Origin of the sequence: Paracoccus litorisediminis (genome assembly GCF_009711205.1) — a bacterium.
Lineage (GTDB): Bacteria > Pseudomonadota > Alphaproteobacteria > Rhodobacterales > Rhodobacteraceae > Paracoccus > Paracoccus litorisediminis.
The window spans coordinates 1-25,681 of sequence record NZ_WMIG01000023.1 but is presented as its reverse complement, the minus strand read 5'-3'; the positions used below and the strand labels follow the sequence as shown (position 1 = coordinate 25,681).

Annotated in this window: 26 protein-coding genes; 7 read left to right on the top strand and 19 right to left on the bottom strand. The window is 62.5% G+C overall.

Going from position 1 to position 25,681, the window contains the following annotated elements; all coding sequences use genetic code 11:
• Positions 1–133: 133 nt before the first annotated feature.
• The 4 genes from GL300_RS27200 to GL300_RS22430 form a co-directional block, all read right to left on the bottom strand.
• Positions 134–265 (bottom strand): hypothetical protein, encoded by a 132-nt coding sequence (locus GL300_RS27200; RefSeq protein ID WP_255524401.1) that lies wholly within the window; start codon positions 263–265, stop codon positions 134–136.
• Between the two features lie 117 nt (positions 266–382).
• Positions 383–781 (bottom strand): (deoxy)nucleoside triphosphate pyrophosphohydrolase, encoded by a 399-nt coding sequence (locus GL300_RS22440; protein WP_155041916.1) that lies wholly within the window; start codon positions 779–781, stop codon positions 383–385.
• Entirely contained in the window at positions 778–2,160 is a 1,383-nt protein-coding gene (gene argJ / locus GL300_RS22435; protein ID WP_155041915.1) for a bifunctional glutamate N-acetyltransferase/amino-acid acetyltransferase ArgJ, read from the bottom strand. Before argJ ends, GL300_RS22440 begins: the two co-directional genes overlap by 4 nt.
• Positions 2,161–2,163: 3 nt before the next feature.
• Positions 2,164–3,009: a peptidylprolyl isomerase gene (locus GL300_RS22430; protein WP_155041914.1), complete on the bottom strand. Its 846-nt coding sequence runs from the start codon at positions 3,007–3,009 to the stop codon at positions 2,164–2,166.
• A gap of 219 nt (positions 3,010–3,228) precedes the next feature.
• Here GL300_RS22430 and secA point away from each other — a divergent pair, with 219 nt between their 5' ends.
• Entirely contained in the window at positions 3,229–5,934 is a 2,706-nt protein-coding gene (gene secA / locus GL300_RS22425) for a preprotein translocase subunit SecA (RefSeq protein ID WP_155041913.1), read from the top strand.
• Positions 5,935–6,077: 143 nt separating this feature from the next.
• Here secA and GL300_RS22420 read toward each other — a convergent pair whose 3' ends face one another.
• Entirely contained in the window at positions 6,078–6,794 is a 717-nt protein-coding gene (locus GL300_RS22420; protein ID WP_155041912.1) for a response regulator, read from the bottom strand.
• A complete protein-coding gene (locus GL300_RS22415; protein WP_155041911.1) occupies positions 6,791–7,309 on the bottom strand; it encodes a MarR family winged helix-turn-helix transcriptional regulator in 519 nt (172 codons plus the stop codon). Before GL300_RS22415 ends, GL300_RS22420 begins: the two co-directional genes overlap by 4 nt.
• Before the next feature lie 152 nt (positions 7,310–7,461).
• Between GL300_RS22415 and GL300_RS22410 the strand changes: the two genes are divergently transcribed.
• A complete protein-coding gene (locus GL300_RS22410; RefSeq protein ID WP_155041910.1) occupies positions 7,462–8,331 on the top strand; it encodes a branched-chain amino acid aminotransferase in 870 nt (289 codons plus the stop codon).
• A gap of 68 nt (positions 8,332–8,399) precedes the next feature.
• On the opposite strand, the gene GL300_RS22405 is transcribed toward GL300_RS22410, so the two are convergent.
• The 8 genes from GL300_RS22405 to GL300_RS22370 form a co-directional block, all read right to left on the bottom strand.
• Positions 8,400–8,591, bottom strand: a complete 192-nt coding sequence (locus GL300_RS22405) for a hypothetical protein (protein ID WP_155041909.1) — start codon at positions 8,589–8,591, stop codon at positions 8,400–8,402.
• A 59-nt stretch (positions 8,592–8,650) separates the two neighbouring features.
• A complete protein-coding gene (locus GL300_RS22400) occupies positions 8,651–9,115 on the bottom strand; it encodes a PTS sugar transporter subunit IIA (protein WP_155041908.1) in 465 nt (154 codons plus the stop codon).
• Between the two features lie 81 nt (positions 9,116–9,196).
• Positions 9,197–9,772 (bottom strand): ribosome hibernation-promoting factor, HPF/YfiA family, encoded by a 576-nt coding sequence (gene hpf, locus GL300_RS22395; protein ID WP_155041907.1) that lies wholly within the window; start codon positions 9,770–9,772, stop codon positions 9,197–9,199.
• A gap of 164 nt (positions 9,773–9,936) precedes the next feature.
• Positions 9,937–10,677 (bottom strand): LPS export ABC transporter ATP-binding protein, encoded by a 741-nt coding sequence (gene lptB / locus GL300_RS22390; RefSeq protein WP_155041906.1) that lies wholly within the window; start codon positions 10,675–10,677, stop codon positions 9,937–9,939.
• Positions 10,677–11,159, bottom strand: coding sequence for a lipopolysaccharide transport periplasmic protein LptA (gene lptA / locus GL300_RS22385; RefSeq protein ID WP_155041905.1), 483 nt, complete (start codon positions 11,157–11,159; stop codon positions 10,677–10,679). Before lptA ends, lptB begins: the two co-directional genes overlap by 1 nt.
• A 74-nt stretch (positions 11,160–11,233) precedes the next feature.
• Positions 11,234–11,812, bottom strand: a complete 579-nt coding sequence (gene lptC, locus GL300_RS22380) for an LPS export ABC transporter periplasmic protein LptC (protein WP_155041904.1) — start codon at positions 11,810–11,812, stop codon at positions 11,234–11,236.
• A 3-nt stretch (positions 11,813–11,815) separates the two neighbouring features.
• The gene (locus GL300_RS22375) at positions 11,816–12,760 is read right to left on the bottom strand and encodes a KpsF/GutQ family sugar-phosphate isomerase (protein WP_155041903.1); all 945 of its coding nucleotides are present in this window, start codon (positions 12,758–12,760) and stop codon (positions 11,816–11,818) included.
• Positions 12,761–12,769: 9 nt separating this feature from the next.
• A complete protein-coding gene (locus GL300_RS22370; protein ID WP_155041902.1) occupies positions 12,770–13,384 on the bottom strand; it encodes a ribonuclease D in 615 nt (204 codons plus the stop codon).
• 239 nt (positions 13,385–13,623) lie between these two features.
• Between GL300_RS22370 and GL300_RS22365 the strand changes: the two genes are divergently transcribed.
• The 3 genes from GL300_RS22365 (at position 13,624) to GL300_RS22355 (ending at position 18,406) form a co-directional block, all read left to right on the top strand.
• Positions 13,624–15,624: a TonB-dependent receptor domain-containing protein gene (locus tag GL300_RS22365; RefSeq protein ID WP_155041901.1), complete on the top strand. Its 2,001-nt coding sequence runs from the start codon at positions 13,624–13,626 to the stop codon at positions 15,622–15,624.
• Positions 15,625–15,799: 175 nt separating this feature from the next.
• Positions 15,800–16,174, top strand: coding sequence for a hypothetical protein (locus GL300_RS26285; protein WP_170297780.1), 375 nt, complete (start codon positions 15,800–15,802; stop codon positions 16,172–16,174).
• Between the two features lie 33 nt (positions 16,175–16,207).
• Positions 16,208–18,406, top strand: coding sequence for a M10 family metallopeptidase C-terminal domain-containing protein (locus GL300_RS22355; protein ID WP_155041899.1), 2,199 nt, complete (start codon positions 16,208–16,210; stop codon positions 18,404–18,406).
• A 40-nt stretch (positions 18,407–18,446) separates the two neighbouring features.
• Here the strand turns inward: GL300_RS22355 and GL300_RS22350 are convergent, their stop codons facing one another.
• The 3 genes from GL300_RS22350 to trpA form a co-directional block, all read right to left on the bottom strand.
• Positions 18,447–19,970, bottom strand: coding sequence for a VOC family protein (locus tag GL300_RS22350; protein WP_155041898.1), 1,524 nt, complete (start codon positions 19,968–19,970; stop codon positions 18,447–18,449).
• A gap of 11 nt (positions 19,971–19,981) precedes the next feature.
• A complete protein-coding gene (locus GL300_RS22345; RefSeq protein ID WP_155041897.1) occupies positions 19,982–20,599 on the bottom strand; it encodes a glutathione S-transferase family protein in 618 nt (205 codons plus the stop codon).
• A gap of 111 nt (positions 20,600–20,710) precedes the next feature.
• Positions 20,711–21,511, bottom strand: a complete 801-nt coding sequence (trpA, locus tag GL300_RS22340; protein ID WP_155041896.1) for a tryptophan synthase subunit alpha — start codon at positions 21,509–21,511, stop codon at positions 20,711–20,713.
• Between the two features lie 139 nt (positions 21,512–21,650).
• Here trpA and ychF point away from each other — a divergent pair, with 139 nt between their 5' ends.
• The gene (gene ychF, locus GL300_RS22335; protein WP_155041895.1) at positions 21,651–22,748 is read left to right on the top strand and encodes a redox-regulated ATPase YchF; all 1,098 of its coding nucleotides are present in this window, start codon (positions 21,651–21,653) and stop codon (positions 22,746–22,748) included.
• 84 nt (positions 22,749–22,832) lie between these two features.
• Complete coding sequence (locus tag GL300_RS22330; RefSeq protein WP_155041894.1) at positions 22,833–23,963, top strand: succinylglutamate desuccinylase/aspartoacylase family protein; 1,131 nt, start codon at positions 22,833–22,835, stop codon at positions 23,961–23,963.
• Positions 23,964–23,966: 3 nt separating this feature from the next.
• Here the strand turns inward: GL300_RS22330 and GL300_RS26900 are convergent, their stop codons facing one another.
• Positions 23,967–25,079: a Hint domain-containing protein gene (locus GL300_RS26900; protein WP_246195347.1), complete on the bottom strand. Its 1,113-nt coding sequence runs from the start codon at positions 25,077–25,079 to the stop codon at positions 23,967–23,969.
• Between the two features lie 354 nt (positions 25,080–25,433).
• A partial coding sequence (minE, locus tag GL300_RS22320) for a cell division topological specificity factor MinE (protein WP_155041893.1) occupies positions 25,434–25,681 on the bottom strand: 248 nt, incomplete at its 5' end.

The following is a 25,681-nucleotide window of genomic DNA, read 5'->3' as shown; positions in this document are numbered from 1 at the left end:
ACCCGCCCTTTTTCATTTCCAGCCCGGCAGGACGGGCGCCGTCCGGTGCAGGTAAATGGACAAAAAAGAACGGGGCAGCCCTTCTGGGCAGCCCCGTTATCTTCTTATGAGCACTGCTGTTCTTAAGCGTGTTTCACGCCATGACCACCGGCTTGCCTTCGAAAGTCTTGGTGCCGACGCGTACAATGATGTTTCCGTTCGACACTTGACGTTCAAAGACGCCTTGGACCGAAATGCAGCTACCGATCGTAATCGTGCGAATCATGTCCAGTCTCCTCCCTCGCAGGATTTCATTTGTGCCACAAATTCGTTAAGAGTTAACTAATTTTGTGTAACAGAGCGGCAGAATGTAAATTTTGCGCGACTCCGTTACCGGGCAGCCTCATATCCAATCCCTGAGGATCGGAATCAAGGGGACATCCGCGGGTGGCATAGGGTAATTGGACAATTCCGTTGCGTTAACCCAAGCCAGATTCTGGCCTTCGCATGGAACCGGAATGCCATCCCACTTGCGACATGCGTAAAGCGGCATCAGCAAATGGAAGGATTCGTAGCGGTGACTGGCGAATGTCAGCGGCGCAAGGCATGAGCTCCAGGTCTCGATTCCCAGTTCCTCGTGCAATTCGCGGATCAACGCATCCTCGGGGCTTTCCCCCGGCTCGACCTTGCCGCCGGGGAATTCCCACAGGCCCGCGAGGGATTTCCCCTCGGGGCGCTGCGCCAGAAGGACGCGGCCGTCCCTGTCGATCAGGGCGACGGCCGCGACAAGCACGATCTTCATGAGCGGTAATCGGCGTTGATGTCGATGTAGCCGTGGGTCAGATCGCAGGTCCAGACCGTGCGCTTGGCCCGTCCCAGCCCCAGATCGACGCCGATGACCAGATTGTCGCGCTTCATATAGGCGCTGGCCTTGGCCTCGTCATAGGAGGGCGCGCGCCAGCCGTTCTCGGCCAGCACCATGTCGCCGAAGCGGATGGTCAACTTGTCGCGATCCGCCTGTGCGCCGGACTTGCCGACGGCCATGACGACCCGGCCCCAGTTCGCGTCCTCGCCGGCGATGGCGGTCTTGACCAGCGGCGAGTTGGCGATGGCCATGGCCACGCGATGCGCGTCGGCGGCAGTGGCCGCGCCCGTCACCTTGACCTCGACGAATTTCGTCGCGCCCTCGCCGTCCTTGACCACCTGATGCGCCAGATCCAGCATCACCTGCCCCAGCGCCTTGACGAAGGCCTTGGCTGCGGCCGAGCGCATGTCGGTGATCGGAGCGGCCGCGGACTTGCCCGTAGCAGCCAGGATCAGCGCGTCCGAGGTCGAGGTATCGCTGTCCACCGTGATCGCGTTGAAGCTGCCATCCAACTGCTTGGACAGCATCTTTTGCAGCAGATCCGGCGCGATCTTGGCGTCGGTGAAGACATAGACCAGCATCGTCGCCATATCCGGCGCGATCATCCCCGAACCCTTGGCGATGCCGACGATGTTGATCTTGCCGCCCTCCGCCTCGAAGCTGGCGGTGGCACCCTTCGGGAAGGTGTCGGTGGTCATGATGGCGCGTGCGGCATCGGCAGCACCGCCCTCGGACAGGTTGCCCGTGAGTTCACCGATGACAGCGGTGATACGCTCCGCCGGAAGCGGCTCGCCGATCACGCCGGTCGAGGACGAGAACACCCGTTCGCGCGGGATGGACAGGGCCTGCGCGACCCCGCCCGTGACCTTGTCCACCGCCTCTTGGCCGTTCTTGCCGGTAAAGGCATTGGCATTGCCCGAGTTCACGATGATCGCAGCACCTGACAGCACGTCCTGCTTCAGCGCCAGTTTGGCCTGACAGTCCAGCACGCTGGCCGCGCGGGTCGAGGACTTGGTGAAAGCCCCGGCGATCGCGGTTCCCGGTGCCAGACGCACCAGCGTGACGTCGGTGCGGCCGCGATACTTGACCCCGGCAGCCCCGGCGCCGAATTCGACGCCCGCGATGACCGGCAGTTCGGCGAAGGCCGCCGGTGCCAAAGGCGACACCAGCTTGTCCTTTTTCGTGACGGCGGCGACGCCCGCCTCAACCTTGCCTTCGGCACCCTGCACGACCGCCTTGAGCTTTTTGAGCTTTTTCTTGAGCTTCTTGACCTTGTCGGAGTCGTCGATCTTGGCCTTCTTTTCGGCTTTCGCCATGGCTCACTCTCCCAGAAGCTCGGTCTTTTTCAGCAGTTCGGGGCTGAGGCCTTCGGTCTTTTCGACCTTGGATTCGGCCACGCGCTTCTCGATCTCGGCCTGAACCTTGTCGCGGCGGATCTGGATGACCAGCTGGTCCTTGACCTCGTCCAGCTTCGGCGGAGTCACTTCGCGTTGGTCGATCAGCTTGATGACATGCCAGCCGAACTGGGTCTCGACCGGGGCCGAGATTTCATCCTTCTTCAGCGTCTTCACGACATCGGCAAAGGGCTGGACCATCTGCTCGGGCTGGAACCAGCCCAGATCGCCCTTGTTCGGCCCCGAACCCGGATCCGTCGACTTCTCGGCGGCAATGGCGCCGAAATCGCCGCCCTCTTTCAGCTGCTTTTCGATCGCCTCGGCTTCTTCCTTGGTTTTCACAAGGATATGGGCTGCATTGTATTCGATCTTGGGCTCGGTCTCGCCGCCGAAGATCTGGTCATAAGCGGCTTTCAGTTCAGCTTCGGTCGGCTCGGCGGCGGCGACCTTTTCCAGTGCCGATCCAGCCAGATAGGCGCGGCGCTCGATCTCGAGGCCGATCGCATCGCGCTTGCTCAGATCCTTCGAGGCGACCTGTGCCACGGCGGTCTGGCGGATCATCTGGTCAAGCATCAGATCCCACAGGGCCGCATCGGGCAGACCCTGGGTCTGCTCGGCATCCAGTCCCTGCCGCATGGCGATCAGCTGACCCAGCGTGATCGTCTCGCCATTGACAGTCGCGACCACCGTATCCGCATCCTGCGCGAGCGCGGGCAGCGCGCCAAGCGAGACAGCGGTGAGGGCAGTAGCGGCAAGAAGCGTTTTCAGCATCGTTTCCCCTTTCCGGGACTGGTTCATTTCGGGCACGTCCACGCAGGGGTGAACCGGCGTGAGCGTTGACAGTAAGGCATCTGACGCATACATCCGGCCCAACCGAAAATGCGCGCCCGTCGCCGTTTTTCCGGCCCATGTGATAGGGCATGGCGAACGGTGGCGGCAAGTGGGCGGAACGTCCCGCGCTTCCACAGATACGCGATTTTGAAGGCTCACATGCTCGGCATCGGAAACTTGGCGAAACTGGTCTTTGGAACTCCCAACGACCGCAAGGTAAAATCTGTGCGTCCGCTGGTCGCGCAGGTCAATGCGCTGGAAGACAAATTCCGCGCCATGTCGGACGCGGACCTGATCGCCAAGACGCGCGAGCTGCAGGGCCGTGCGCAGGGCGGCGAGGATCTGGACAAGCTTCTGCCCGAAGCCTTCGCCAACTGCCGCGAAGGGGCGCGCCGCGCGCTTGGCCTGCGCGCCTTCGACACGCAGCTGATGGGCGGGATCTTCCTGCATCAGGGCAATATCGCGGAAATGAAGACCGGTGAGGGCAAGACCCTGGTCGCGACCTTCCCCGCCTACCTGAACGCGCTGGCGGGCAAGGGCGTCCATGTCGTCACGGTCAACGACTATCTGGCCAAGCGCGACGCCGAATGGATGAGCAAGGTCTTTGCCCAGCTGGGTATGACCACGGGCGTCGTCTATCCGTTCCAGCCCGATGAGGAAAAGCGGCAGGCCTATCAGGCCGACGTGACCTATGCGACGAACAATGAGCTGGGCTTCGACTACCTGCGCGACAACATGAAGGGCTCGATTGACCAGATGGTCCAGCGCGGCCATTTCTACGCCATCGTCGACGAGGTCGATTCGATCCTGATCGACGAGGCGCGCACGCCGCTGATCATCTCGGGTCCCTCGCAGGACCGCAGCGAGCTGTACCGCACGCTGGACGCCTTCATGCCCGAACTGACGCCCGAGCATTACAAGCTGGACGAAAAGACCCGCAACGCCACCTTCACCGAGGAAGGCAACGAGTATCTGGAAAAACGCCTGCAGGCCGCAGGCGTCCTGCCGCAGGACCAGACGCTTTACGACCCGGAATCGACCACCATCGTCCACCACGCCAACCAGGCGATGCGCGCGCATAAGCTGTTCATGCGCGACCAGCATTACATCGTCCGCGACGATGAGATCGTGCTGATCGACGAATTCACCGGCCGGATGATGAAGGGCCGCCGCCTGTCCGACGGTCTGCATCAGGCCATCGAGGCCAAGGAAAACGTCCAGATCCAGCCGGAAAACGTGACGCTGGCCTCGGTCACCTTCCAGAACTACTTCCGCCTTTATGCGAAGCTGGGCGGCATGACCGGTACCGCCGCGACTGAAGCCGAGGAATTCGCCGAGATCTACAAGCTGGGCGTGGTCGAGGTTCCGACCAACCGTCCGATCCAGCGGATCGACGAGCATGATCGCGTCTACCGCACCGCCGCGGAAAAATACGCCGCCGTGCTGGAAGCGATCAAGGAAGCCCATGCCAAGGGCCAGCCGATGCTGGTCGGCACGACCTCGATCGAGAAGTCCGAAATGCTCTCGCAGATGCTGGATCAGGCCGGCATCCCGCACAACGTCCTGAACGCACGCCAGCACGAGCTGGAAGCCCAGATCGTTGCCGATGCCGGCAAGCTGGGTGCGGTGACCATCGCCACCAACATGGCCGGTCGCGGCACCGACATCCAGCTGGGCGGCAATGTCGAGATGAAGGTGATGGAGGCGCTGGCCGCCGATCCCGAAGCCCATCCCGATGAACTGCGCGCCCGCATCGAGGCAGAGCACGCCACCGCCAAGCAGGAAGTGCTGGACGCCGGCGGGCTCTTCGTTCTGGCCACCGAGCGCCACGAATCGCGCCGTATCGACAACCAGCTGCGCGGCCGCTCGGGCCGTCAAGGCGACCCCGGCCGCTCGCTGTTCTTCCTGTCGCTGGAAGACGACCTGATGCGTATCTTCGGCTCCGAGCGTCTGGACAAGGTCCTGTCGACGCTGGGCATGAAGGATGGCGAGGCGATCGTTCATCCTTGGGTCAACAAGTCGCTGGAACGCGCCCAGGCCAAGGTTGAAGGCCGCAACTTCGACATCCGCAAGCAGCTGCTGAAATTCGACGATGTGATGAACGACCAGCGCAAGGCGATCTTCAGCCAGCGTCTGGAAATCATGCATACCGACGAGGTTGGCGAGGTCGCGGCAGACATGCGCAACCAAGTCGTGGATGATCTGGTCGACGAATTCATGCCGCCGCGCTCCTATGCCGAGCAGTGGAACACCGAGGGCCTCAAAGAGGCCATCATCGACCGCCTGAACATGGACCTTCCGGTCAAGGAATGGGCGGCCGAGGACGGGGTGGACCACGACACGATGCGCGAGCGCATCCAGCAATCCGTCGATGCCTACATGTCGCAAAAGGCCGAGCAGTTCGGCCCGGAAAACATGCGCCAGATCGAGAAGCAGGTCCTGCTGCAGCAGATCGACGCCAAATGGCGCGAGCATCTGGTGACGCTTGAGCATCTGCGCTCGGTCGTGGGCTTCCGCAGCTATGCGCAGCGCGACCCGCTGTCGGAATACAAGACCGAAGGCTTCCAGCTGTTCGATTCGATGCTGGACGGGCTGCGCTATGACGTGACCCAGCAGCTTGCCCGCATCCGTCCGCTGACCGATGCCGAACGCGAAGAGATGATGCGCGACTATCAGCAGCAGCTGGCAGCCTCGCAGGCGCAGATGCATCCCGAGCATGAAGAGGCCGAGGGTGGTGAGGTCTCGGGCCGCGTCGCTGGCTTCGACGAAACCGACCCCACCACCTGGGGCAACCCCTCGCGCAATGATCCCTGCCCCTGCGGCTCGGGGAACAAGTTCAAGCACTGCCACGGCGCGCTGGCATGAGTTGGGGGCCTTCGGGCCCCTTTTTCATGCGCATCGACCGCGGCACGCTTGGCATGGGTATTTAGGAAACGGTGAAAGACCGGGCGCCGCGCTCAGCCCTTCACCGTTTCACAATAATGACGCCTCTACCATCGCAAGGCTGATCAGTCAGGAACCAGCATGTAACCGGTCCCACGTACCGTCTGCAGGTAGCGCGGCTCTTTCGGGTCGGGCTCGATCTTGCGGCGCAGGCGGGTGATCTGGACATCGATGGCGCGTTCCGAGTTCTCGCCGCTGTCCTCGCCGGGGCTGCGGCCCAGATCCTCGATCAGCTCGGCCCGGCTGACAGGCTGCCGCGGCGTGTCCGCCAAGCGCCTGAGCAGCGCGTGCTCCGTGCCGGTCAGGCGCAGCGGCAATTCGCCCTGCCACAACTCTCCCTTGTCGGCGTCATAGCGCAACTGCCCGATCGACAGGAATTTCGGTCCCTTCGACTCAGAGGCAGGAATGCGGCGCAGAATGGCGGCGATGCGCAGCAGCAGTTCGCGCGGCTCGAACGGTTTCGCCAGATAGTCATCTGCCCCGCTTTCGAGGCCAGAGATCCGATCCTCGGTTTCACTTTTCGCGGTCAGAAGCAGGATCGGAACAGTGCGGCTTTGGCGCAGATGGCGGGTCAGCGACACGCCGTCCTCACCCGGCATCATCACGTCCAGCACGATCAGATCGAAATCCAGCCCGGCCAGCAGCCGCCGGGCATGGGCCGCATCCCGTGCGGTCGTGACCAGAAAACCGCTGCGCATGAGAAAGCGACGGAGCAGGCTGCGGATGCGCTCATCGTCATCGACGACAAGGATATGGGCCAAGGGCTGGTCCGTTTGGGTCATGACGGGTCGGGTAGATCTTTCAGGGCTTTGAACTGCCGCAGCGTATCACGGTCCATCATCGCCTCAAGCACCTGTCTGAAACCCGCGACCGCCTGTGGTCCGGCAGCACGATAGGCGCTGCGCATGCGTGCGCGCTGGGTTTCGGACAGGCGCCGCTCAAGGGCCGCGCCCTTTTCGGTCAGGAACAGCTGCCTTTCGCGGCGGTCGCGATGACCGACGCGGCTTTCGACCAGACCGTCCTCGATCAGGGTGCGCAGCACGCGGTTCAGCGATTGCTTGGTCACGCCCAGCACGTCAAGAAGCGCCGTGACCGTCAGCCCCGGATCGCGATGGATGAAGTGCAGCGCCCGGTGATGGGCACGACCGTAATCCATGTCGGCAAGGATCAGGTCCGGATCGGCCGTGAAGGCGCGATAGGCAAAGAACATTGCCTCAATCCCGCGACGCAGCTGATCGTCGGTCAGGAACAGCAGATTTTCACCCGAAACGGGCGCGATGCCGACTTTGTTCTGCATGGTTCCCCCGTATTGCATGGCTCTTATTACGTCAGACTTGTTGACTTTCCAATCACCAATGGATAGCTGAAGCCCTGTGTTGCGCAACTTTATATGCGGAAACTGATTAGCTGACGCAACAATCCGAAAAAACTGACCGGCCGGAGGACAAAATGGCAGGCGCTTACGACGATCGTGACGGCAAAATCTGGATGGATGGCAAGCTTGTGGATTGGCGCGACGCCAATGTCCACATCCTGACCCATGGCCTGCATTACGCAAGCTCGGTATTCGAGGGCGAGCGCTGCTATAGCGGCAAGATTTTCAAAGGGCACGAACATTCGCTCCGGCTGATCGAGTCGGCCCGTCTTCTGGACATGACCTCGCCCTACACCGCCGAGGAAATCGACGCGGCCAAGGAAGCGGTCCTGAAGGCCAATGGCTTTACCGATGCCTATGTGCGCGCGGTGATGTGGCGCGGTTCGGGCGAGGATATGGGCGTCTCGGCTGCACGCAATCCGGTGCGCATGGCCGTCGCCGCCTGGGAATGGGGCAACTATTACGGCGACGCGAAATGGCAGGGCGCAAAGCTCGACATCGCGAAATGGAAACGTCCCAGCCCCGAAACCATTCCGACCGCCGCCAAGGCTGCCGGTCTTTACATGATCTGCACCATGTCCAAGCACGCCGCTGAGGCCAAAGGCTGCTCGGACGCGCTGTTCATGGATTGGGAGGGCTATGTCGCCGAGGCGACCGGCGCGAACGTGTTCTTCGTCAAGGATGGTGAGGTTCACACCCCGCTGGCCGACCGTTTCCTGAACGGCATCACCCGCCAGACCATCGTGCAGATGCTCAAGGACAAGGGCGTCGTGGTGCATGAGCGCCGCATCAAGCCCGAGGAACTGGACGGCTTCCAGGAATGCTTCCTGACCGGCACCGCCGCCGAGGTCACCCCGGTTGGCCAGATCGGCGACTGGCATTTCCAGGTCGGCCAGACCACCCGCGATATCGCCGCGGATTACGAAAAGCTGGTCCGCGCGTAAGCCGACCTTCAGACAAAAAGAACCGGCCGCAGCGATATGCTGCGGCCGGTTTCATTTCAGGCGATGCCTCAGACGCGGTGGCCGCGATCGATCCGCGTGAATTCCGCCAGACGGCGACCCTTGGCCTCGGCAGCGTTTCTTGGCCGCTCATGCAGGATGGCGATCGACGGGTGCAGCCCGGCTTCGCGTTCCTGTCGGGTGAAGTTGCGCAGGCGGCCGGGGCCTGATTCCTGCAACTTGTCGGCAATATGCTTGGTCATGGCCAAACTCCCCCATTTGGTGGCGAGAGCCTAGCATGGATCGGCGGGGATTTCACCCCTCAGGCGGCTTTGATCCCCGGAGCGGCGGAAAGGATCGCATGCAGCGCCACCGCATCGTCATTGGCGCGCAATTTGGCGCGCAGGTCCTGGTCACGCAGCGTGCGCGACACCAGCGCCAGAGCCTTGAGGTGATCGACGCCCGAATTCTTGGGTGCCAGCAGCGCAAAGATCAGATCCACCGGCTGGCGGTCCACCGCGTCAAAATCGAGCGGCTTCTCCAGCCGCAGGAACAGACCGACCACACGGTCCAACCCATGCAGACGGGCATGGGGCAGTGCCACGCCATGACCGACGCCGGTCGGCCCCAGCGATTCCCGTTCCTGAAGCGCGTCGAGGGTCTGGGTCGCGTCGACGCCATAGACGCTGCGCGCCTGCTCGGCGATTTCCTGGAACAACCGCTTCTTGCTGGTGCTCTGGGTCATCGTCCGCACGGCGGAGGGTGATAGAATATCGCTGATTTGCATGGTGCCCGAAATTGTCCAAGCCCCGGCCACGGATTGCGTGACCGGGACAATTCATTCAACCAGACTGCTTTGTCGGTCAGTCTAGCGCAAGTTGCGAGGGTCGATCCAGCCCACGTTGCCGTCGTCACGACGGTGGACCACGTTCACGCCCCCATGTTTCTCATTACGGAACACCAGTAGTGGTGAGCCGGCCAGTTCCATCTGCATCACCGCCTCACCGACGGACAGCGTAGGAACACGCGTTTCCATCTCGGCGATGATGACGGGTTGCAGGCCATCTTCCTGCGTTTCCCATTCATCCTCATCGGCGGCCAGCACATACATGCCCGCCTGTTCGAAGGCAACCGGCTCGACCCGGTCCTTGTGGTGGTCTTTCAGCCGGCGCTTGTAGCGGCGCAGCTGCTTGTCCATGCGCTCCTTGCACTGGTCGAATGCGGCGTAGATCTCGGTCGAGGCACCCTTGGCCTGAACGGTCAGGCCGGTCGACAGATGCACCACGGCATCGCTGATGAATTCATGCGCGTTACGGGAAAAGATGACGGTCGCGTCGGTGGGACGCTGGGAATATTTCTCCATGACCCCGCCCAGTTCGGTCTTCACATGAGTCGTGAGTGCATCCCCGACATCAATCTGTTTTCCGCTGATCTGATAGCGCATGGTGGTCCGTCCTTTCGGTTGCCCGGCCGTTTCCGCACGACGCCCTCGCGGTCATGCCGCCCGGGTATGCAGAAGAGGTTCCTCTGCCTCTCCTGATATCCATTTGGTGACAGCCCTGCCCTTCTGTCAACGGGCGCGAATTGCCGCAGGCCCCGAACGGCCGATCAGTTCATGCGGAAGCTCTCGCCCAGATAGACGCGGCGAACCTGCGGATCGTCGACAATCTCGGCGGTTGTGCCGGATTTCAGGACATGGCCATCGTGCAGGATATAGGCGCGATCCACGATCTCGAGCGTCTCGCGGACATTGTGATCGGTGATCAGCACGCCGATGCCGCGGCTTTTCAGGTCATGGACCAAGCCGCGAATCTCGCCCACGGCAATCGGATCGACGCCCGCGAAGGGTTCGTCCAGCAGCAGGTATGAGGGATTCGCCGCCAGACAGCGGGCAATCTCGACCCGACGACGCTCACCCCCCGACAGCGCCATGGCCGAGGCGTTGCGCAGGTGTTCGATCGAGAATTCGCCCAGCAACGTCTCTAGCCGGTCGCGGCGGTGATGCGCATCACGGCAGACCAACTCCAGCACGGCGGTGATGTTTTGTTCAACCGTCAGCCCGCGAAAGATCGACATTTCCTGCGGCAGATAGCCGATGCCCATCTGGGCGCGGCGATACATCGGCAGCTGTGTCGCATCCTCTCCGTCGATCAGCACCTGACCGGCATCGGGCGAAACCAGCCCCGCGACGCAATAGAAACAGGTCGTCTTGCCCGAGCCGTTCGGCCCCAGCAGCGCCACGACCTCGCCGCGGTTCAGCGTCAACCCGACCTCGCGGATGACGGGCCGGTTGCGATAGGATTTGCGCAAGCCGCGAACGCGCAGGCCCTGAGAGGCGGTGTCGCTCATCAGTTGCTCCCCGGTTGCAGCACACTGCGCACCCGGCCCGAGGCGCTGGCCTGTCCGGTGCCAAGGTTCACCGTCACCGTCTCGCCCGCCAGCACATTCGCGCCCTGGGTCAGCAGCACATTGCCCTTCAGCACGACATTGCCGGATTCGACATCGTAATCGGCGGTCTTTGCCTCGGCGGCATCGGTGCCGCTGGCCAGCGTCACATTGCCTTCGGCCCTGAGCGTCTTGATCCGCTGCTGATCACCATCGGCATAGGTCACGCTGACGCGGTCGGCCGACAGCCGCATCGCACCCTGCCCGATCAGCACCTTGCCGGTGAACACCGCCTCGCCGGTCTTCTGGTCGACCTGCAGATTGTCGGCGGTCACCTCGACCGGGGCTTTCACGTCCTGCGGATTGCCAAAGCCGGTGGTCTGCGCGGCGGCCACCCCAGCAAAGGCGAGGGTCAGGACAAGGGGCAGCAGGCCAAGCCGGTTCATCAGGATTCCTTTCTGTCGCCGGCGCGCGCGGCATGGCCGGGCGGCAGCTGCATAAGCCATGCGGTTCATCGGGGTCACGGTCGATATATCAACCGGACTCCGCCCTTCAAATCAAGAATATGATCGGGCTGGTCAGGGGCCACCGGGCGCAGTTCCATCTGGCCCGCGGTAAGATCGCCAAAAGGCGCACGAACATTGACCTCGCGGTCGGCGGCCAAGGTCCCGGCACTGGTCGAGGCGTGGAACTCGGGCGCGGTGACGATCCAGCCATCGGCAGTGGTCATGCGCACGCCGTCCTGCAGCGCGATCTGATCGCCCTCGACCTTGCCGGTGCCGGCGCTGATCTCGGCGGCGCGGCCGTCCTTGGCGCGCAGCGTCATGCGGATCGTCTGGACGGTCCCCTCATCCTGCGAGCCGCCCGGAACCGCCTCGGTCCCGGTGATCGTCAGTTGCGAACCGTTGGTGGTCACCCCGGTATAGGTCGGATTGGTGATCGCCTGCCGCTCGGCCAGATCCTGCGGGTCGACATCGGCATAGGGAATCGTCGCATTCGGCTCGGGGTGCCGTCCCAGCAGGAACAGCACCGAAAGCAGCGCCAGCGCGGTCAGCGGCAGCAGCACCCGCAACCAGGCGACGATCCGCGACCGCAGCATGGCTCAGACCATCCCGGTGCGCAGGAAGTCGTGGATATGCAGCAAGCCAACCGGGGCGTCGTCCTTGACGACGAACAGGCTGGTGATCTTGCGGGCCTGCATCTGGGCCAAAGCCTCTTCGGCAAGGCTTTCGGTCGAGATGCTGCGCGGATTGCGGGTCATCACTTCGCTGGCCTTGTGGCCCAGCAGCCCATCCATGTGGCGGCGAAGGTCACCATCGGTGATGATCCCGGCCAGATGGCCCTGCGCGTCGGTCACGCCGGTCACGCCAAAACCCTTCTGGCTGATGACCAGCAGCGCCTCGGACATGGGCGCATCCTCGGGAACCAGCGGAATGTCCAGATGCATCATGTCGCCGACCCGCGACAGCTTCGCGCCCAGCTTGCCGCCGGGGTGGAAGGTGCGGAAATGCTCGGGGGTGAACTTGCGATGCTCCATCAGCGCGATGCCGATCGCATCGCCCAAAGCCAGCGTCATCGTGGTCGAGGTCGTCGGCACGATCCCCGAGCCACAGGCCTCGGGCACGCTGGGCAGCACCAGCGCCACGTCGGACTGGCGCAGCAGCGTCGAGTCGGCCCGGCTGGCCACGCCGATCAGCGGGATGTTGAAGCGCCGGGTATGGGCGATCAGGTCCGACAGTTCCGGCGTTTCGCCGCTGTTGGACAGGACCAGCGCCACGTCGCTTTCGGTGACCATGCCCAGATCGCCATGGCTCGCCTCGCCCGGATGGACGAATTGGGCGGGCGTCCCGGTCGAGGCCAGCGTCGCCGCAATCTTGCGACCGACGTGACCGGATTTCCCCATCCCCGAGACGATCACCCGGCCCTTGGCAGCAAGGATCAGACCGATCGCGCGGTCGAAGCTGTCGCCAAGGCTGTCGGCCAAGGCGAGAAGACCGTCGGCCTCGGTGCGGACCACCCGGCGGGCAGTATCAAGATATGCGTTCATGGTCCTCACCTAGTGATGGAAGATGTCATTTTCATCCCCCCAGCCCATCAGATCCAGATGGGCGCGGGCGGGAAGGAAGTCGAAGCAGGCCTGCGCCAGACCCATGCGGCCTTCGCGCTCAAGCCGCTTTTCCAGTTCGGCCTTCAGTCGGTGCAGATGCAGCACGTCCGAGGCGGCATATTCCAGCTGCGCATCGCTCAGCGTCTCGGCCCCCCAGTCGCTGGTCTGCTGCTGCTTCGAGATGTCGACACCGACCATTTCGCTCAGCAGGTATTTCAGCCCATGCCGGTCGGTAAAGGTGCGGATCATCCTCGAAGCGATCTTGGTGCACCAGACCGGCGCGGTGACGACACCAAAGGCAGCCTCCAGCGCGGCAATGTCGAAGCGACCGAAATGAAACAGCTTGAGCACCTTGGGATCGGCCAGCATGCGCGTCAGGTTCGGTGCCTTGCGCTGACCGCGCGCGATCTGCACCAGATGCGCCGAGCCGTCGCCCGAGGACAGCTGCACCAGACACAGACGGTCGCGTCGCATGTCCAGCCCCATCGTCTCGGTGTCGATGGCGACGAGCGGCCCAAGGTCCAGACCGTCGGGCAGGTCATTCTGATAAAGATGGATGCTCATGGCGCTGTCCGGCTGTGCGTGATTGGGTCCGCCGAGGCTTAACCCCATTTTCCCCTCTCATGCCAGCCCCTTGCAGGTTGATAGGCGGCTCATGGACAGGTCACAACCTGCGGCAGATTTATCACAATTCCGACTATTTCAGTTAACAATTTCCCATAATTCTTGAGTGAAACACTTGTGAATCACCGCGCGCCCTCCCTATGGTCCGCGCAGTTTTGAACCGATTACAGGGTAAGTATATGAAAATCCGCAGCATTTTCTTGCTGGCGGGCGTGTCTTCGCTCGCACTCGCGACAGGTCTGTCGGCGCAGGATCTGGCGACAACGCCTGAGACAGGCGGCATCCAGCTGGCCCCGATTACCCTCGTAGCGAATGGGCAGGAACAGGTCGAGGCCACCGGCGGTGTCACCGTGACACCCGAGGACATCGAGGCGATGCAACCTGCGGACGTTTCCGAACTGTTCGCCCGTGACTCGGCCATCACCGTTTCGGGCGGCGCCGGTCCTTCGAAGCGGATCCATGTCTTTGGCATGGAACAGTCGAACCTTGCCGTCAGCGTCGACGGCGTGCCGCAGGGCGTCACCAGCTGGCACCATACCGGCTCGAACGTGATCGACCCTGCCTTCCTGAAATCGGTCGAAGTCGAGGTTGGCGCTGCCGCCGCCGATTCCGGCTTTGGCGCGGCTGCCGGTGCGGTGCGCTATGAAACCGTCGGTGCAAAGGACATGCTGGCCGAAGGCCAGACCATGGGCGGCCGCGTCGGCTTGTCCTATGGCACCAACGGTCGCGGCGCGTCGGGTTCGCTGGCAGGTTTCGGCCTTTATGAGGGCTTTGACTGGTTCGTCATGCTGCACGCCGCCAATGGCGACAATTATGAAAACGGAGACGGCAAGGAAATGCCGGGCACCGAGCCCGCCACTCAGGGCGCGCTGACCAAGCTGGGCTATGAATTCGAAGGCCACCGCGTCGAACTGGCCTATGAATACAGCAAGGACGATGCCGACCGCGTCATCAAGATGAACATGGATCTTGACCACACGGACGAGGTCTTCCCGCTGAAAGTCTCGCGTAATACGCTGAGCCTTAAATACAGCTCGACCGCGCCGACCGACGCCTGGGACCCCGAGGCGATGGTCTATATCAGCCGCAACGAATACTGGCGGCCGAACTACGCGACCGACCCGCTGCGTCCGATCAACGGCGACATGGATCTGGAATCGACCACCATCGGCGGCGTGTTGAAAAACACCTACTCGATGGAGCAAGGCAAGATCACGGCCGGTGTCGACTGGGCCTATGACGATTACCGCATCGACAATTACGGCGACCGTGCTCCGGGCGTGCATACGCTTGAGACGATGCAGATCGGCGCCTTCGTGCAGGGCCGGTTCGAATTCGACAATGGCATCGACGTATCGACCGGCATGCGTCTGGACCACCAGCGCTTCACCGACTGGAACGGCGAACAGCGCTCGGATACCGGCGCCAGCGTGAACGCCACCACGTCCTACGAGTTTGCCGAAGGCTATGAAATCTTTGCCGGCGCGTCGCAGACCTGGCTGGGCTATGACATCGGCGAATACGGTCTGCTGCATGCCCGTGACGAGGCCTTTTCCACCGCCGCCGACTATGAGCCCGCCGAGGCCACCAACGTCAAGCTGGGTCTGAACGCCAACCAGGGCAACTGGACCGGCAACCTGACCTTCTTCGACACGCGCCTGAAGGGGCTGGCCTCATACGATGCCGAAGTGACCAACCAACTGGTCAATGCCGATGACTACCGCAGCAAGGGCTTCACCCTGCAAGGGAACTACAGCTGGGGTACGGGCCGCGTCGGTGCGAGCCTGACCAAGGCTGACGTGACCCAGAACGGCGAAGATGTCCTGCCCAATGGCGGCACTGTCGTCCCGGTCGGCACTCTGGCCGCGCTTTATGTCGATCAGGAACTGGCGCAGTATAACCTGAAATTCGGCGGCACGCTGGAATGGGCTGGCGATCTGTCGGGCGATTACCTGACCGAGGCCGGCTTCGAGGATCACTCCTCCTACACCGTGGTCAACCTTTATGGTGAATGGCGTCCCGAGAACTACCAGAACGTCGCCCTGCACCTGAACGTGGATAACCTGTTCGACGAAACCTACTACGAGCGTTCGAGCTACGTTCAGTATTCGCCGCGCAACGTCTTTCCGCTGTACGCGCCGGGCCGCACCGTCACGCTGGGCGTGAAGATGGACTTCTGAGGAAGCCCAACCAGAACGACAAAGAAAGGGCCCCTTTGAGGGCCCTTTTTTAACCATTTGACGATTAGCTGTGGACCGGGCCAGCCGTCGAGATAGCTTGGCATCAGTTGAGTTGTTAGTTTCGGTACCGGTCATGCACTTGCAGAATCCCAAAACCCGGCGTGGCCAATGCCGAATGAAATCGCCCCGCCTGCTTGCCAGTTGCATGGGTGTCTTGCTGGTTTTGCCCCAGCACGCTTGGTCAGAATCCCTCCGCCCGATTCGGCTGTCCTGCGAAACGCAGGGTCCTGCCGCGATACGCCTGTGCGACGCCGTGCGCGACGAACTCGCTCGCCGCGGCTTCTCTGATCAGCCCGATGCTGAATTCCAGCTGATCCTGAAGGCCAGTGACTCTGATCAGCACGGCCTGCGTGCCCGGATTGGAGTCGTGGATGGCGGCCCTATGCGGGAAGGTCAGGAAGCAGAGCTTTCCATAATGGACCACGCCTCGATTCCCGAAAGCGCGCTGCGATCATTCGCGGCCAGCTTGCTCGACCATACCCCTCTTTGAGCAACATCATTTCATTGACAGAAGGAATTTGAGATGCCCCATTCCGACCGCATTCAGGGCGCGCTGGACGAACCGCCATCCTCAACGTCACGGATCAACAGGACCGAGGTCGGCGACGCCGCCGGGAATCACAACACCACCTACACGATGAATGTCGGCGATACGTTCAGCGGAAATCTGGGCCACGCAGGCGATACGGACTGGGTACGCGTCAACCTGCAGGCCGGCACCTACACCATCAAACTGGAGGGAACAGGCAGCTTTCCGCTGTCCGACCCATATCTGCGCCTGCTCGATTCGGCCGGGAACGAGGTCGCCTCGAACGATGACTTTAATGGGCTGAATTCCCGTGTGACCATCGCGATTCCCGAGGGCGGAACTTATTACATCGAGGCAGATTCGTTCAATTCGCGCTATACGGGTCGTTACACGATGGAGTTGGCAGAGGTGCCGCCGCCTCCGGTTTTCACCACTGCGCAGATCGCCGATCAATTGACGGACGGGTATTGGGAAAGCAGCGGGCGCAGCCGGCGCGCCTTTGACGTCGATCCAGGACAGGCATTGAATGTCGACGTGTCAGGATTGGACGCGGCCGGACGCCGTCTGGCAGTCGCCGCGTTGCAGGCTTGGACCGATGTCAGTGGTATCCGCTTCAATGTCGTGAATCCCGACAGCGGCAGGCGCGTTCATATTACCTTCGACGACAATGAAGCCGGTGCCTGGTCGTCCTCAACTGTCTTCGGCAATGTGATTTCGTCGTCGATCGTCAATGTCGAGACGGGATGGCTTGATGCCGCCGGCACCGGATTCAACACCTATTCCTTCCAGACCTATATTCACGAAATCGGCCATGCACTTGGCCTTGGTCATGCCGGAAATTATAATGGATCGGCGACTTACGGGGTCGATAGTCATTATGCCAATGACAGTTGGCAGGCGACGGTCATGTCGTACTTCAGCCAGGACGACAATACCGCGATCGACGCAAGTCGAGCCTTTGTCGCCTCGGCGATGATCGCTGATATCGCTGCGATCCGGGAGCTGTACGGGCCAGCCACGCTGCGGGAAGGCAACACGGTCTATGGCGAGGACAGCAATGCGGGGGGGAACTATGCCCGCATCTCGAACATGCTGGCCACCAATGCGCGCGACGACATCACCTTCACCATCGTCGACAGCGGCGGCAACGACATACTGAACCTGTCCAGAGATACCAACAACCAGCGTATCAATCTGGCCGCTTCTGGTATCTCCGATGCCTATGGGCTGACCGGAAACATCGTCATTGCCGAAAACACGGTGATCGAGAACCTGCGCGCAGGGTCAGGGAATGACCTCCTGCGTGGCAACGCGTCGAACAATATCATCGGTGGCAATCACGGCAATGACCGGATTGTGGGTCTGGACGGCAACGATTCGATCTTTGGCGGCAGCGGCCGCGACACAATGATTGGAGGCAACGGCAACGATACCTATCACGCCGACGACCATGACGTGTTGATCGAGGCCGTGAATTCTGGTGTCGACACGATCTACTCCGACACCAGCCGGACCTTGGCCGCGAACTTCGAGAATCTCGTCCTGCTCGACGATGCCCGGAACGGGACCGGAAACGAATTGGCCAACCGGCTCGTCGGGACTTGGGGCGACAACAGGCTTGACGGGTTGCGCGGCAATGACACCCTTCAGGGTTTTGGCGGTCGAGACACGCTGAGCGGCGGCGGCGGCAACGATACCTACCTGACCGACGGTCTGGATCAGTTGATCGAGGGGCTGAATGGCGGCACGGATACCGTGACCTCCAGCGCGAGTTTCACCCTTGCCTCGAATTTCGAGAATTTGCGGCTGGCAGGTGCAGCATTGAACGGCACGGGTAATGCCGGGGCCAACCAGATGACCGGCAACGCGCTGAACAATACCTTGCGCGGGATGGCGGGGAATGACCTTCTGGATGGGGGGGCTGGCAATGACCGGCTGTTCGGCAATGGCGGCGCCGATACCTTCGTCTTTGCCTCGGGGCGGGACACGGTCATGGACTTCCAGAACAATATCGACACGCTTCGCATCGACGACGCCCTGTGGGGCGGCGGGGCGCGCAGCGTGGCGCAGGTGCTGAACATGGCCATCCATGTCAGCGGCGACATCGTTTTCCGTTTCGCCAATGGCCAGACGCTGACAATCGACGATTACGCCAGCATCGCCAGCCTGCAGGATGACCTGATCATCGTCTGACACGAAAAGGCCCTCCCCCAATCGGGGAGGGCCCGGTTCTTCAGGCCAGCCAATCCTTGCTGGCCTGAAGGTCGTCCGCCGCAAGCTCATGACCGACCGGCAGGGTCTGGCTGTCCACCTCGGCACCCAGACGGCTCAACTGCTGCTCCAGCGCCGGGGCCATCCGGGCAAAGGGATCGCGCGCGCCGTTCAGCATCAGCACCTTGGCACCCTGCAGCGCCTCGGCAGTGCTGGCGGGCGGTGCTTCCAGAACCTGAATGCCACGCAGCAGGATCGCCTTGCGCACCGCATCGGGATGCAGTTGCAGGATCGCGCCCAGCAGGTTCGCGCCGTTCGAATAGCCAAGGAAGCCGATCCGGTCCGGATCAAGCCCATAGGCGCGGGTGGCATCCTCGACAAAGGCGGTAAAGGCCTCGGCCTCGGACCGAATGTCGGCCTGATCGTAGGTCACGGCATCATAGCGACGGAACCAGCGATTGATCCCCTCCTCGGTCGAGCGGCCGCGCACACCCAACAGCGTCGCATTGGGTGCGATGCGATGGGCCAGCGGCATCAGGTCGGTTTCATTGCCGCCGGTCCCATGCAGCAGGATGATCGTGCTGCCATCCGGGTTTTCGGGCCGATGGAAGCGGTGGGTGAAATGCAAGTCGCGCATCGGCATCCTTTCCTCGCCCGGCAGGGCGAATTGCGGCAGCATCACGCGCAGATCCTCGGCGCGGGCCGCATCATGGGGTGGGACGAACAACGTCCGGCCCAGTTCCTCAGAGGTTTCGTCCAGCGTGAAGCCGGGCGCGTCGGTGGCATATTCCAGCAATATCCCGGCGGGATCGCGGACATAGAGCGACAGGAAGTATTTCCGGTCATGGACGCTGGTGACATCGGTATCCTTCAGCGCCAACCGCCGTGCACGCACCTCATCGACCGATGCCGCCCGGAAGGCCACGTGATCCAGCGTACCGGTACCGGGAATGCCGGGGAAATAGCCGCTGGCATCGCGGATATCGACGGCATCCCGGTCCGAAACCATGCGTTGCACGGCACCGGAAGCCGCCTCAGCCCGGTAGCCGAACTGGCCAAGGAAATCCCGCGTGCCCGCCGCATCTTCGGTGAACAGCGTGACCCCGCGCAAGCGGGTCGGCGCAATCGGATCGGGCAACGGCGCAGTGGCCGGAGCATCGACGCCGACCAGCTTGACGATCACCCCGTCCGGGTCCTTCAGCCGCAGCACGGTTTCGCCGAACTCGCGGCTGGGGCCCTCGACCGGGATGCGCGCGGTCATGGCGCGGGTCAGCCAGTCACCGATGCTGTCCGGGGGAACGGACAGCGCGATTTCCGCGACCTGACCATGGCCGACCCGGCCCGGCGCACCGTCCTCCCAGACAAGGAAGGTGATCAGCGAGCCGGGCGAGCCAAGCTTATCGCCATAGAACAGGTGCAACTGCTCGGCATCCTCGAAGCCGCCGGTGCGCTTGACCAGCCGCAGGCCCAGAAAGCCCGCGTAGAAGTCGACATTCGCCTGAACGCGACGGGTGATGCCGGTGACGTGATGGATGCCGGTGGTCATGAGACTTCTCCTTATGCGGCCTCCTGAAGGGCCAGGACTTTCTGAACCGCCGGATCGGCGGCGATACGGTCATGCAAAGCCAAGACATTCGCCCAGCCCGAGATGCCCTCGGGCAGAAGCTTCGCCGCCCAACGGATCATCGGAAAGGCATAGGCGTCGATCACCGAGCGCTTGCCCAGCATCCAGTCGCGGCCCTGCAAATGGTCGTCGAGCAGCGTCAGCTTGCGGCGGACCAGCTTGCGGCCAGCTTCCTGCACGGAATTGCGGTCGTCCTCGTCGCGGCTGGTCGTATAGCGCTGCGGCAGGAACAGCGGGAAAAAGGCAGGATGCAGGTCGCCGGTCAGGAAGCTGGCCCAGCGGTCCATTTCCGCCTGCGCCCGAGGGCCCGCGCCACCGTCCAGACCTGCCTCGGGATGCTTGAGTGCAAGATAGCGCAGGATCGCGCCACATTGGGTCAGCATCCAGCCGTCATCCTCGCGCAGCGCCGGAACCGCCCCGGCGGGGTTTACCGCCAGCAGCTCGGATGAGCCGAATTCGACCGGCACCGCCTGATAGGGCGCGCCGATCCATTCCAGCACGATATGGGGTGCAAGCGAGCAGGCACCGGCATGGTAGAACAGGGTGGGCATGGCATTCTCCGTTTCTTGTGCTGGAAACTTAGCACGAAGACGGCGCTTGCCCATGGTCAGGGCGCGCAACCCCGTGTTCTGAAAACACGAACGGTTGCGCGAACCCTGTTCTTAGCTGCCGGAATGTGCCCCGGCAGCCAGCTTGGCGACAAAGTCCAGCACCTCGGGGACCGGGCGCCCCTCGCCGATCAGCTTGACGATGGCCGAACCGACGACGCAGCCATCGGCGACGCCCGCGACGGCCGATGCCGCTTCGGGCGTCGAGATGCCAAAGCCCACGACGACCGGCAGGCCGGCAGAGGCACGAATGCGCGCAACCTCGGGGGCGACTTCGGCAGCATTGGCGGCCGGGCCGCCGGTGATCCCTGTGACCGAGACGTAATAGACAAAGCCCGAGGTATTCTGCACGACCGCAGGCAGGCGACGATCATCGGTGGTCGGTGTCGCCAACCGGATGAAGTTCAGGCCCGCAGCTTTCGCAGGCAGGCACAGTTCGGCATCCTCTTCGGGGGGCAGGTCGACCACGATCAGCCCGTCAACGCCCGCTGCGACGGCTTCGGCGATGAAGCGATCAACACCCCCGTCCCGTGCATAGATCGGGTTGTAATAGCCCATCAGCACGATCGGGGTGGTGCTGTTCCCCTCGCGGAAGGCACGCACCATGTCCAACACGCGGGTGACGCTGCCGCCCGCTTCCAGCGCGCGCTGTCCCGCCGCCTGAATGGTCGGGCCGTCCGCCATCGGATCGGTGAAGGGCATGCCCAGCTCGATGATGTCGACGCCCGCTTCCGGCAGGCCCTTCATGATCTGCAGCGAGGTGTCGAAATCGGGATCGCAACCCATCATATAGGCGACGAAGGCCTTGCCATTCGTCTCGGCAAGCCGTGCGAAAGTGTCGTCGATTCTGCTCATGCGCCCGGTTCCCTGTCCGCCGTTTCCAATCCGCCGCCAAGGGTTATCCCCTTGCACGGGGAAAGATCAACGCCCCGCACTGGACTTGAGCCGCGCCCGCCCATAAAAGACGGCAGTTTTCCGGGAAAAGGGGTGAATCATGGGCTTTCGTATGGGGATCGTCGGGCTGCCGAACGTGGGCAAGTCGACGCTGTTCAACGCGCTGACCAAAACCGCCGCCGCACAGGCCGCGAACTTCCCCTTCTGCACGATCGAGCCGAATGTCGGCGAGGTCGCGGTTCCCGATACGCGTCTGGACAAACTGGCCGAGATCGCGGGCTCCAAGCAGATCATTCCGACCCGTATCACCTTTGTGGATATCGCTGGTCTGGTGAAGGGCGCCTCCAAGGGCGAGGGTCTGGGCAACCAGTTCCTGGCCAACATCCGCGAAGTCGATGCCATCGCCCATGTGCTGCGCTGTTTTGAGGACGGTGACGTGACCCATGTCGAGGGCCGCGTCGATCCGATCGAGGACGCCGAGACCATCGAGACCGAGTTGATGATCGCCGATCTGGAATCGGTCGAGCGTCGTCTGGCCAATATCGCCCGCAAGCTGAAGGGTGGGGACAAGGAAGCAGTGGCTCAGGAAAAACTGCTGAAAGCCGCGCAAGCCGCGCTGGAAGCCGGGAAACCTGCCCGCACCATCAAGGTCGATGACGAAGACCGCAAGGCATGGGACATGCTGCAACTGCTGACCGCGAAACCGGTTCTGTTCGTCTGCAACGTCGAAGAGGACAAGGCGGCGGAAGGTAACAGCAAGTCCGATCGCGTGGCGAAAATGGCCGCCGAACAGGGCGCGGGCCATGTCGTCATCTCGGCCAAGATCGAAGAGGAAATCAGCCAGCTTCCCGCCGAGGAAGCCACGATGTTCCTTGAGGAAATGGGCCTGCACGAGGCCGGTCTAGATCGCCTGATCCGCGCTGGCTACTCGCTGCTGGGGCTGGACACCTATTTCACCGTCGGCCCGAAAGAGGCCCGCGCCTGGACCATTCACAAGGGCACGCTGGCCCCGCAGGCGGCTGGCGTCATCCACGGCGATTTCGAACGCGGCTTCATCCGTGCGGAAACCGTCGCGTATGACGACTACGTCACCTACAAGGGCGAGGCCGGCGCACGCGAGGCGGGCAAGTTCCGCGTCGAGGGCAAGTCCTATGAGGTCAAGGACGGCGACGTCCTGCATTTCCTCTTCAACGCCTGACCAGACCAACAGGCTCGGGAACCTGCTTTTGCCGGGTTCCCGGCAAGGCTGGATCGTCCCGCGCCCGCAGCAAGGACGATCCGGATGACCCTGCCCGCAATCGGCGAACGCCTCGAATTCCCCCTTCCCGCCGATGCGCAGGGACGGGTTCACAAGATCACCGCCTTTCGCTATGGCCGCCCCGGTTCGGGGGCCAAGGCCTATCTGCAGGCCGGACTGCATGCCGACGAATTTCCCGGCATGTTCGCGCTGCATCTGCTGCGCCCCATGCTGGAACTTGCCGCGCGCGAGGACCGTATTGTGGGCGAAATCCTGATCCTGCCGCAGGCCAATCCGCTGGGCCTGACCCAGCGTCCCGACGGCTTCCTTTACGGCCGCAAGGAAACCGCCTCGGGCGAGAATTTCAACCGCAACTATCCCGATCTGGCCGCGCTTCTGCCACCGCTACAGCTTAGCCCGGATGCTGCCCAGAACGTCGCCTCCTGCCGCGCAGCCATGTGCGGCGTGCTTGACGACATGCAGCCCACGACCGCGCTGGAGGCCATGCGCCACCGGCTGATGCTGTTGGCCCATGATGCCGATCTGGTGCTTGACCTGCATGCCGACAATCAGGCCTTGCCGCATATCTACACCGGCACGCCGCTATGGCCGGATGCGCTGGACATCGCTGCCGAGATCGGCGCGCGCGCCGTCCTGTTGGCCGAAATCTCGGGCGGGAATCCCTTTGATGAGGCGCTGAGCGGCCCGTGGTGGGAACTGGCCCGCCTCTATCCGGATCATCCCATTCCGAATGCCTGCCTGGCCGCGACGCTGGAAATGGGCAGCAATGACGATGTCGATGAAGGTCTGGCCCGCGATCAGGCGCAGGCGCTGTTCCGCATCCTCGCCCGCCGCGGCTACATCACCGGCGAGACCCTGCCCGACCTGCCGTCCTTGGCCTGCGAGGCCACCGGACTGACCGCCATGGCCCAGATCAAGTCCCCGTCCGAAGGGCTGATCGTCTATCATACCGAATTGGGAGACGAGGTGGCCGAGGGGCAGCTGATCGCCACGCTGCTCGACCCGCTGGGCGATGAGATTCCGGTTCACGCGGAAACTGCGGGCTGCCTGTTTGCCCGCCACAGCCAGCCCTATGGCTGGCCGGGCAAGTTCATGGGCAAGATCGCCGGACGCGACGATATCGCCAGCCGCAAGGGACTGCTGCTGACCGATTGACGGTCAGGCGCGCTTTTCGATCTCTACCAGATCGCGTTGGTTTTTCAGATGCCGCGCGATCATCTGCGCCACGCGCCGCGGCTCGGCAATCCGCCGGGCCGGAGGCGCGACATAGCTGGGCGAGGCCAGCTCCGGGAACAGCAACGAGATTTCCCGCACCGCCTCGGGGCCAAGCGCTTTCAGCGCCATCGGGCCGGTCAACAGGGTTTCCGTCCAGGCGCCATTGGCGCGCACCACCTCGTGGCGGTCCAGCAGGATGTGGAAATACTCGACGCTCGATACATTTTCCTGCGTGACCCCCGGCAGGCCCAGCAGTTTCTTGGCCGCGACCAGAACCTCATCGGTCCCGAACATGGCCTGCACGATGCGCGAGGACAGCAGCACCCGGTGCTGCGGCGAAACCACCAGATCCCGCGCAGGTACCGAAGGACCAAAGGCCCCGGCGGCAATGCGGATGGGCTGGAAGTTCGGATGGCGATCCAGGGCATGCCCCCCGACCAGACGCGAGGCGATCCACCGGATCGGCTGCGGACCATGATCCTTGGTCATGACCAGATCACCAAGCGCCAGTTCCTCGACCAGACGCGGCCCGTCAGGCGTGTCGATCAGCGAACCACGGGTGAAGCAGGGCAGGACATCGACATCGTCCATATTCAGGTTGTCGCCCGGCTCGATCAGCAAACCATCGTCGGTGAAGCCGCCGGGTTCGGTAGTAAGGAAGAAACGACCCGATCCCGAACTGAGCGGCACATCGCTGCCCGGCGCATAAATTCCGAAATCGCCGTCGAAGAAACCAGCATTGCCGCTGATCTGGTTGTCCAGGCGAAGCTCGCTCTGGTTTTGGCCGGCAGGTCTGATTTCATAATCGCCGACCCCGTCACCATCCACGTCGATCTCCAAGGTGATCAGCGTGCCGGGGGGAATGCCGTCCGCATAATCCTCGGCCGAGCCCTCGACACTGACGATGATTTGCGCATTGGCAGGATCGCCACCCATTGCCTCAACGAAATCAGTGACCGGATACCCCTCGGGATCGATCGTCCCGGCCGATCCCCCGATACCAGGGATGAATTCGCCGGTCGCAATCGCATTAGGGTCCAAGACATAACTGACCATTGTGCTTCCCTTCGCATGGCATCGTTGACGGGCACGAGTATTGCTAGCTTGCAAATTGAGCATATGCGCCAGCAGTGACTGCGCAATACGCTAATTGGCATTTATATGAACCGTGCGGTTCTGATGACCTGCCGGTAATTTGCCGTTTATCTTTGAATTTTAAAAATTAATTCATCGAATTTGACTAATTCGACAACACCCGCATGGGACGACCTGACGCATGCGAATGCAGCGTGGTGGGGTATTCATATAAGATTGATCAACAAGCCCGAACGAATCGATCTTGCCCAAACCCCCGGTTTTCCGGACGTCTGACAGAGCGCTATCCGGCGGCTTTTTCCAGCTCGGCTCGCCCTAGCCTGCTTTTTTCTTCAGCTTAGTTGCGCCGGGGAGTTCGATGTTGATTTCGAGGCTGGAGAGTTCCGCGCCGCGTTCGAGTTTGACCTCGACCTGCTCGCCGTCGATCTCCATGTGACGGCGGACGACCTCGAGGATGTCGCGCTGCAGCAGCGGCAGGAAATCCGGGCTGGTGCCGCCGGCGCGTTCATGAGCCAGCAGGATCTGCAGCCGCTCCTTGGCGGTCTGGGCGGGGTTCGGCTTGC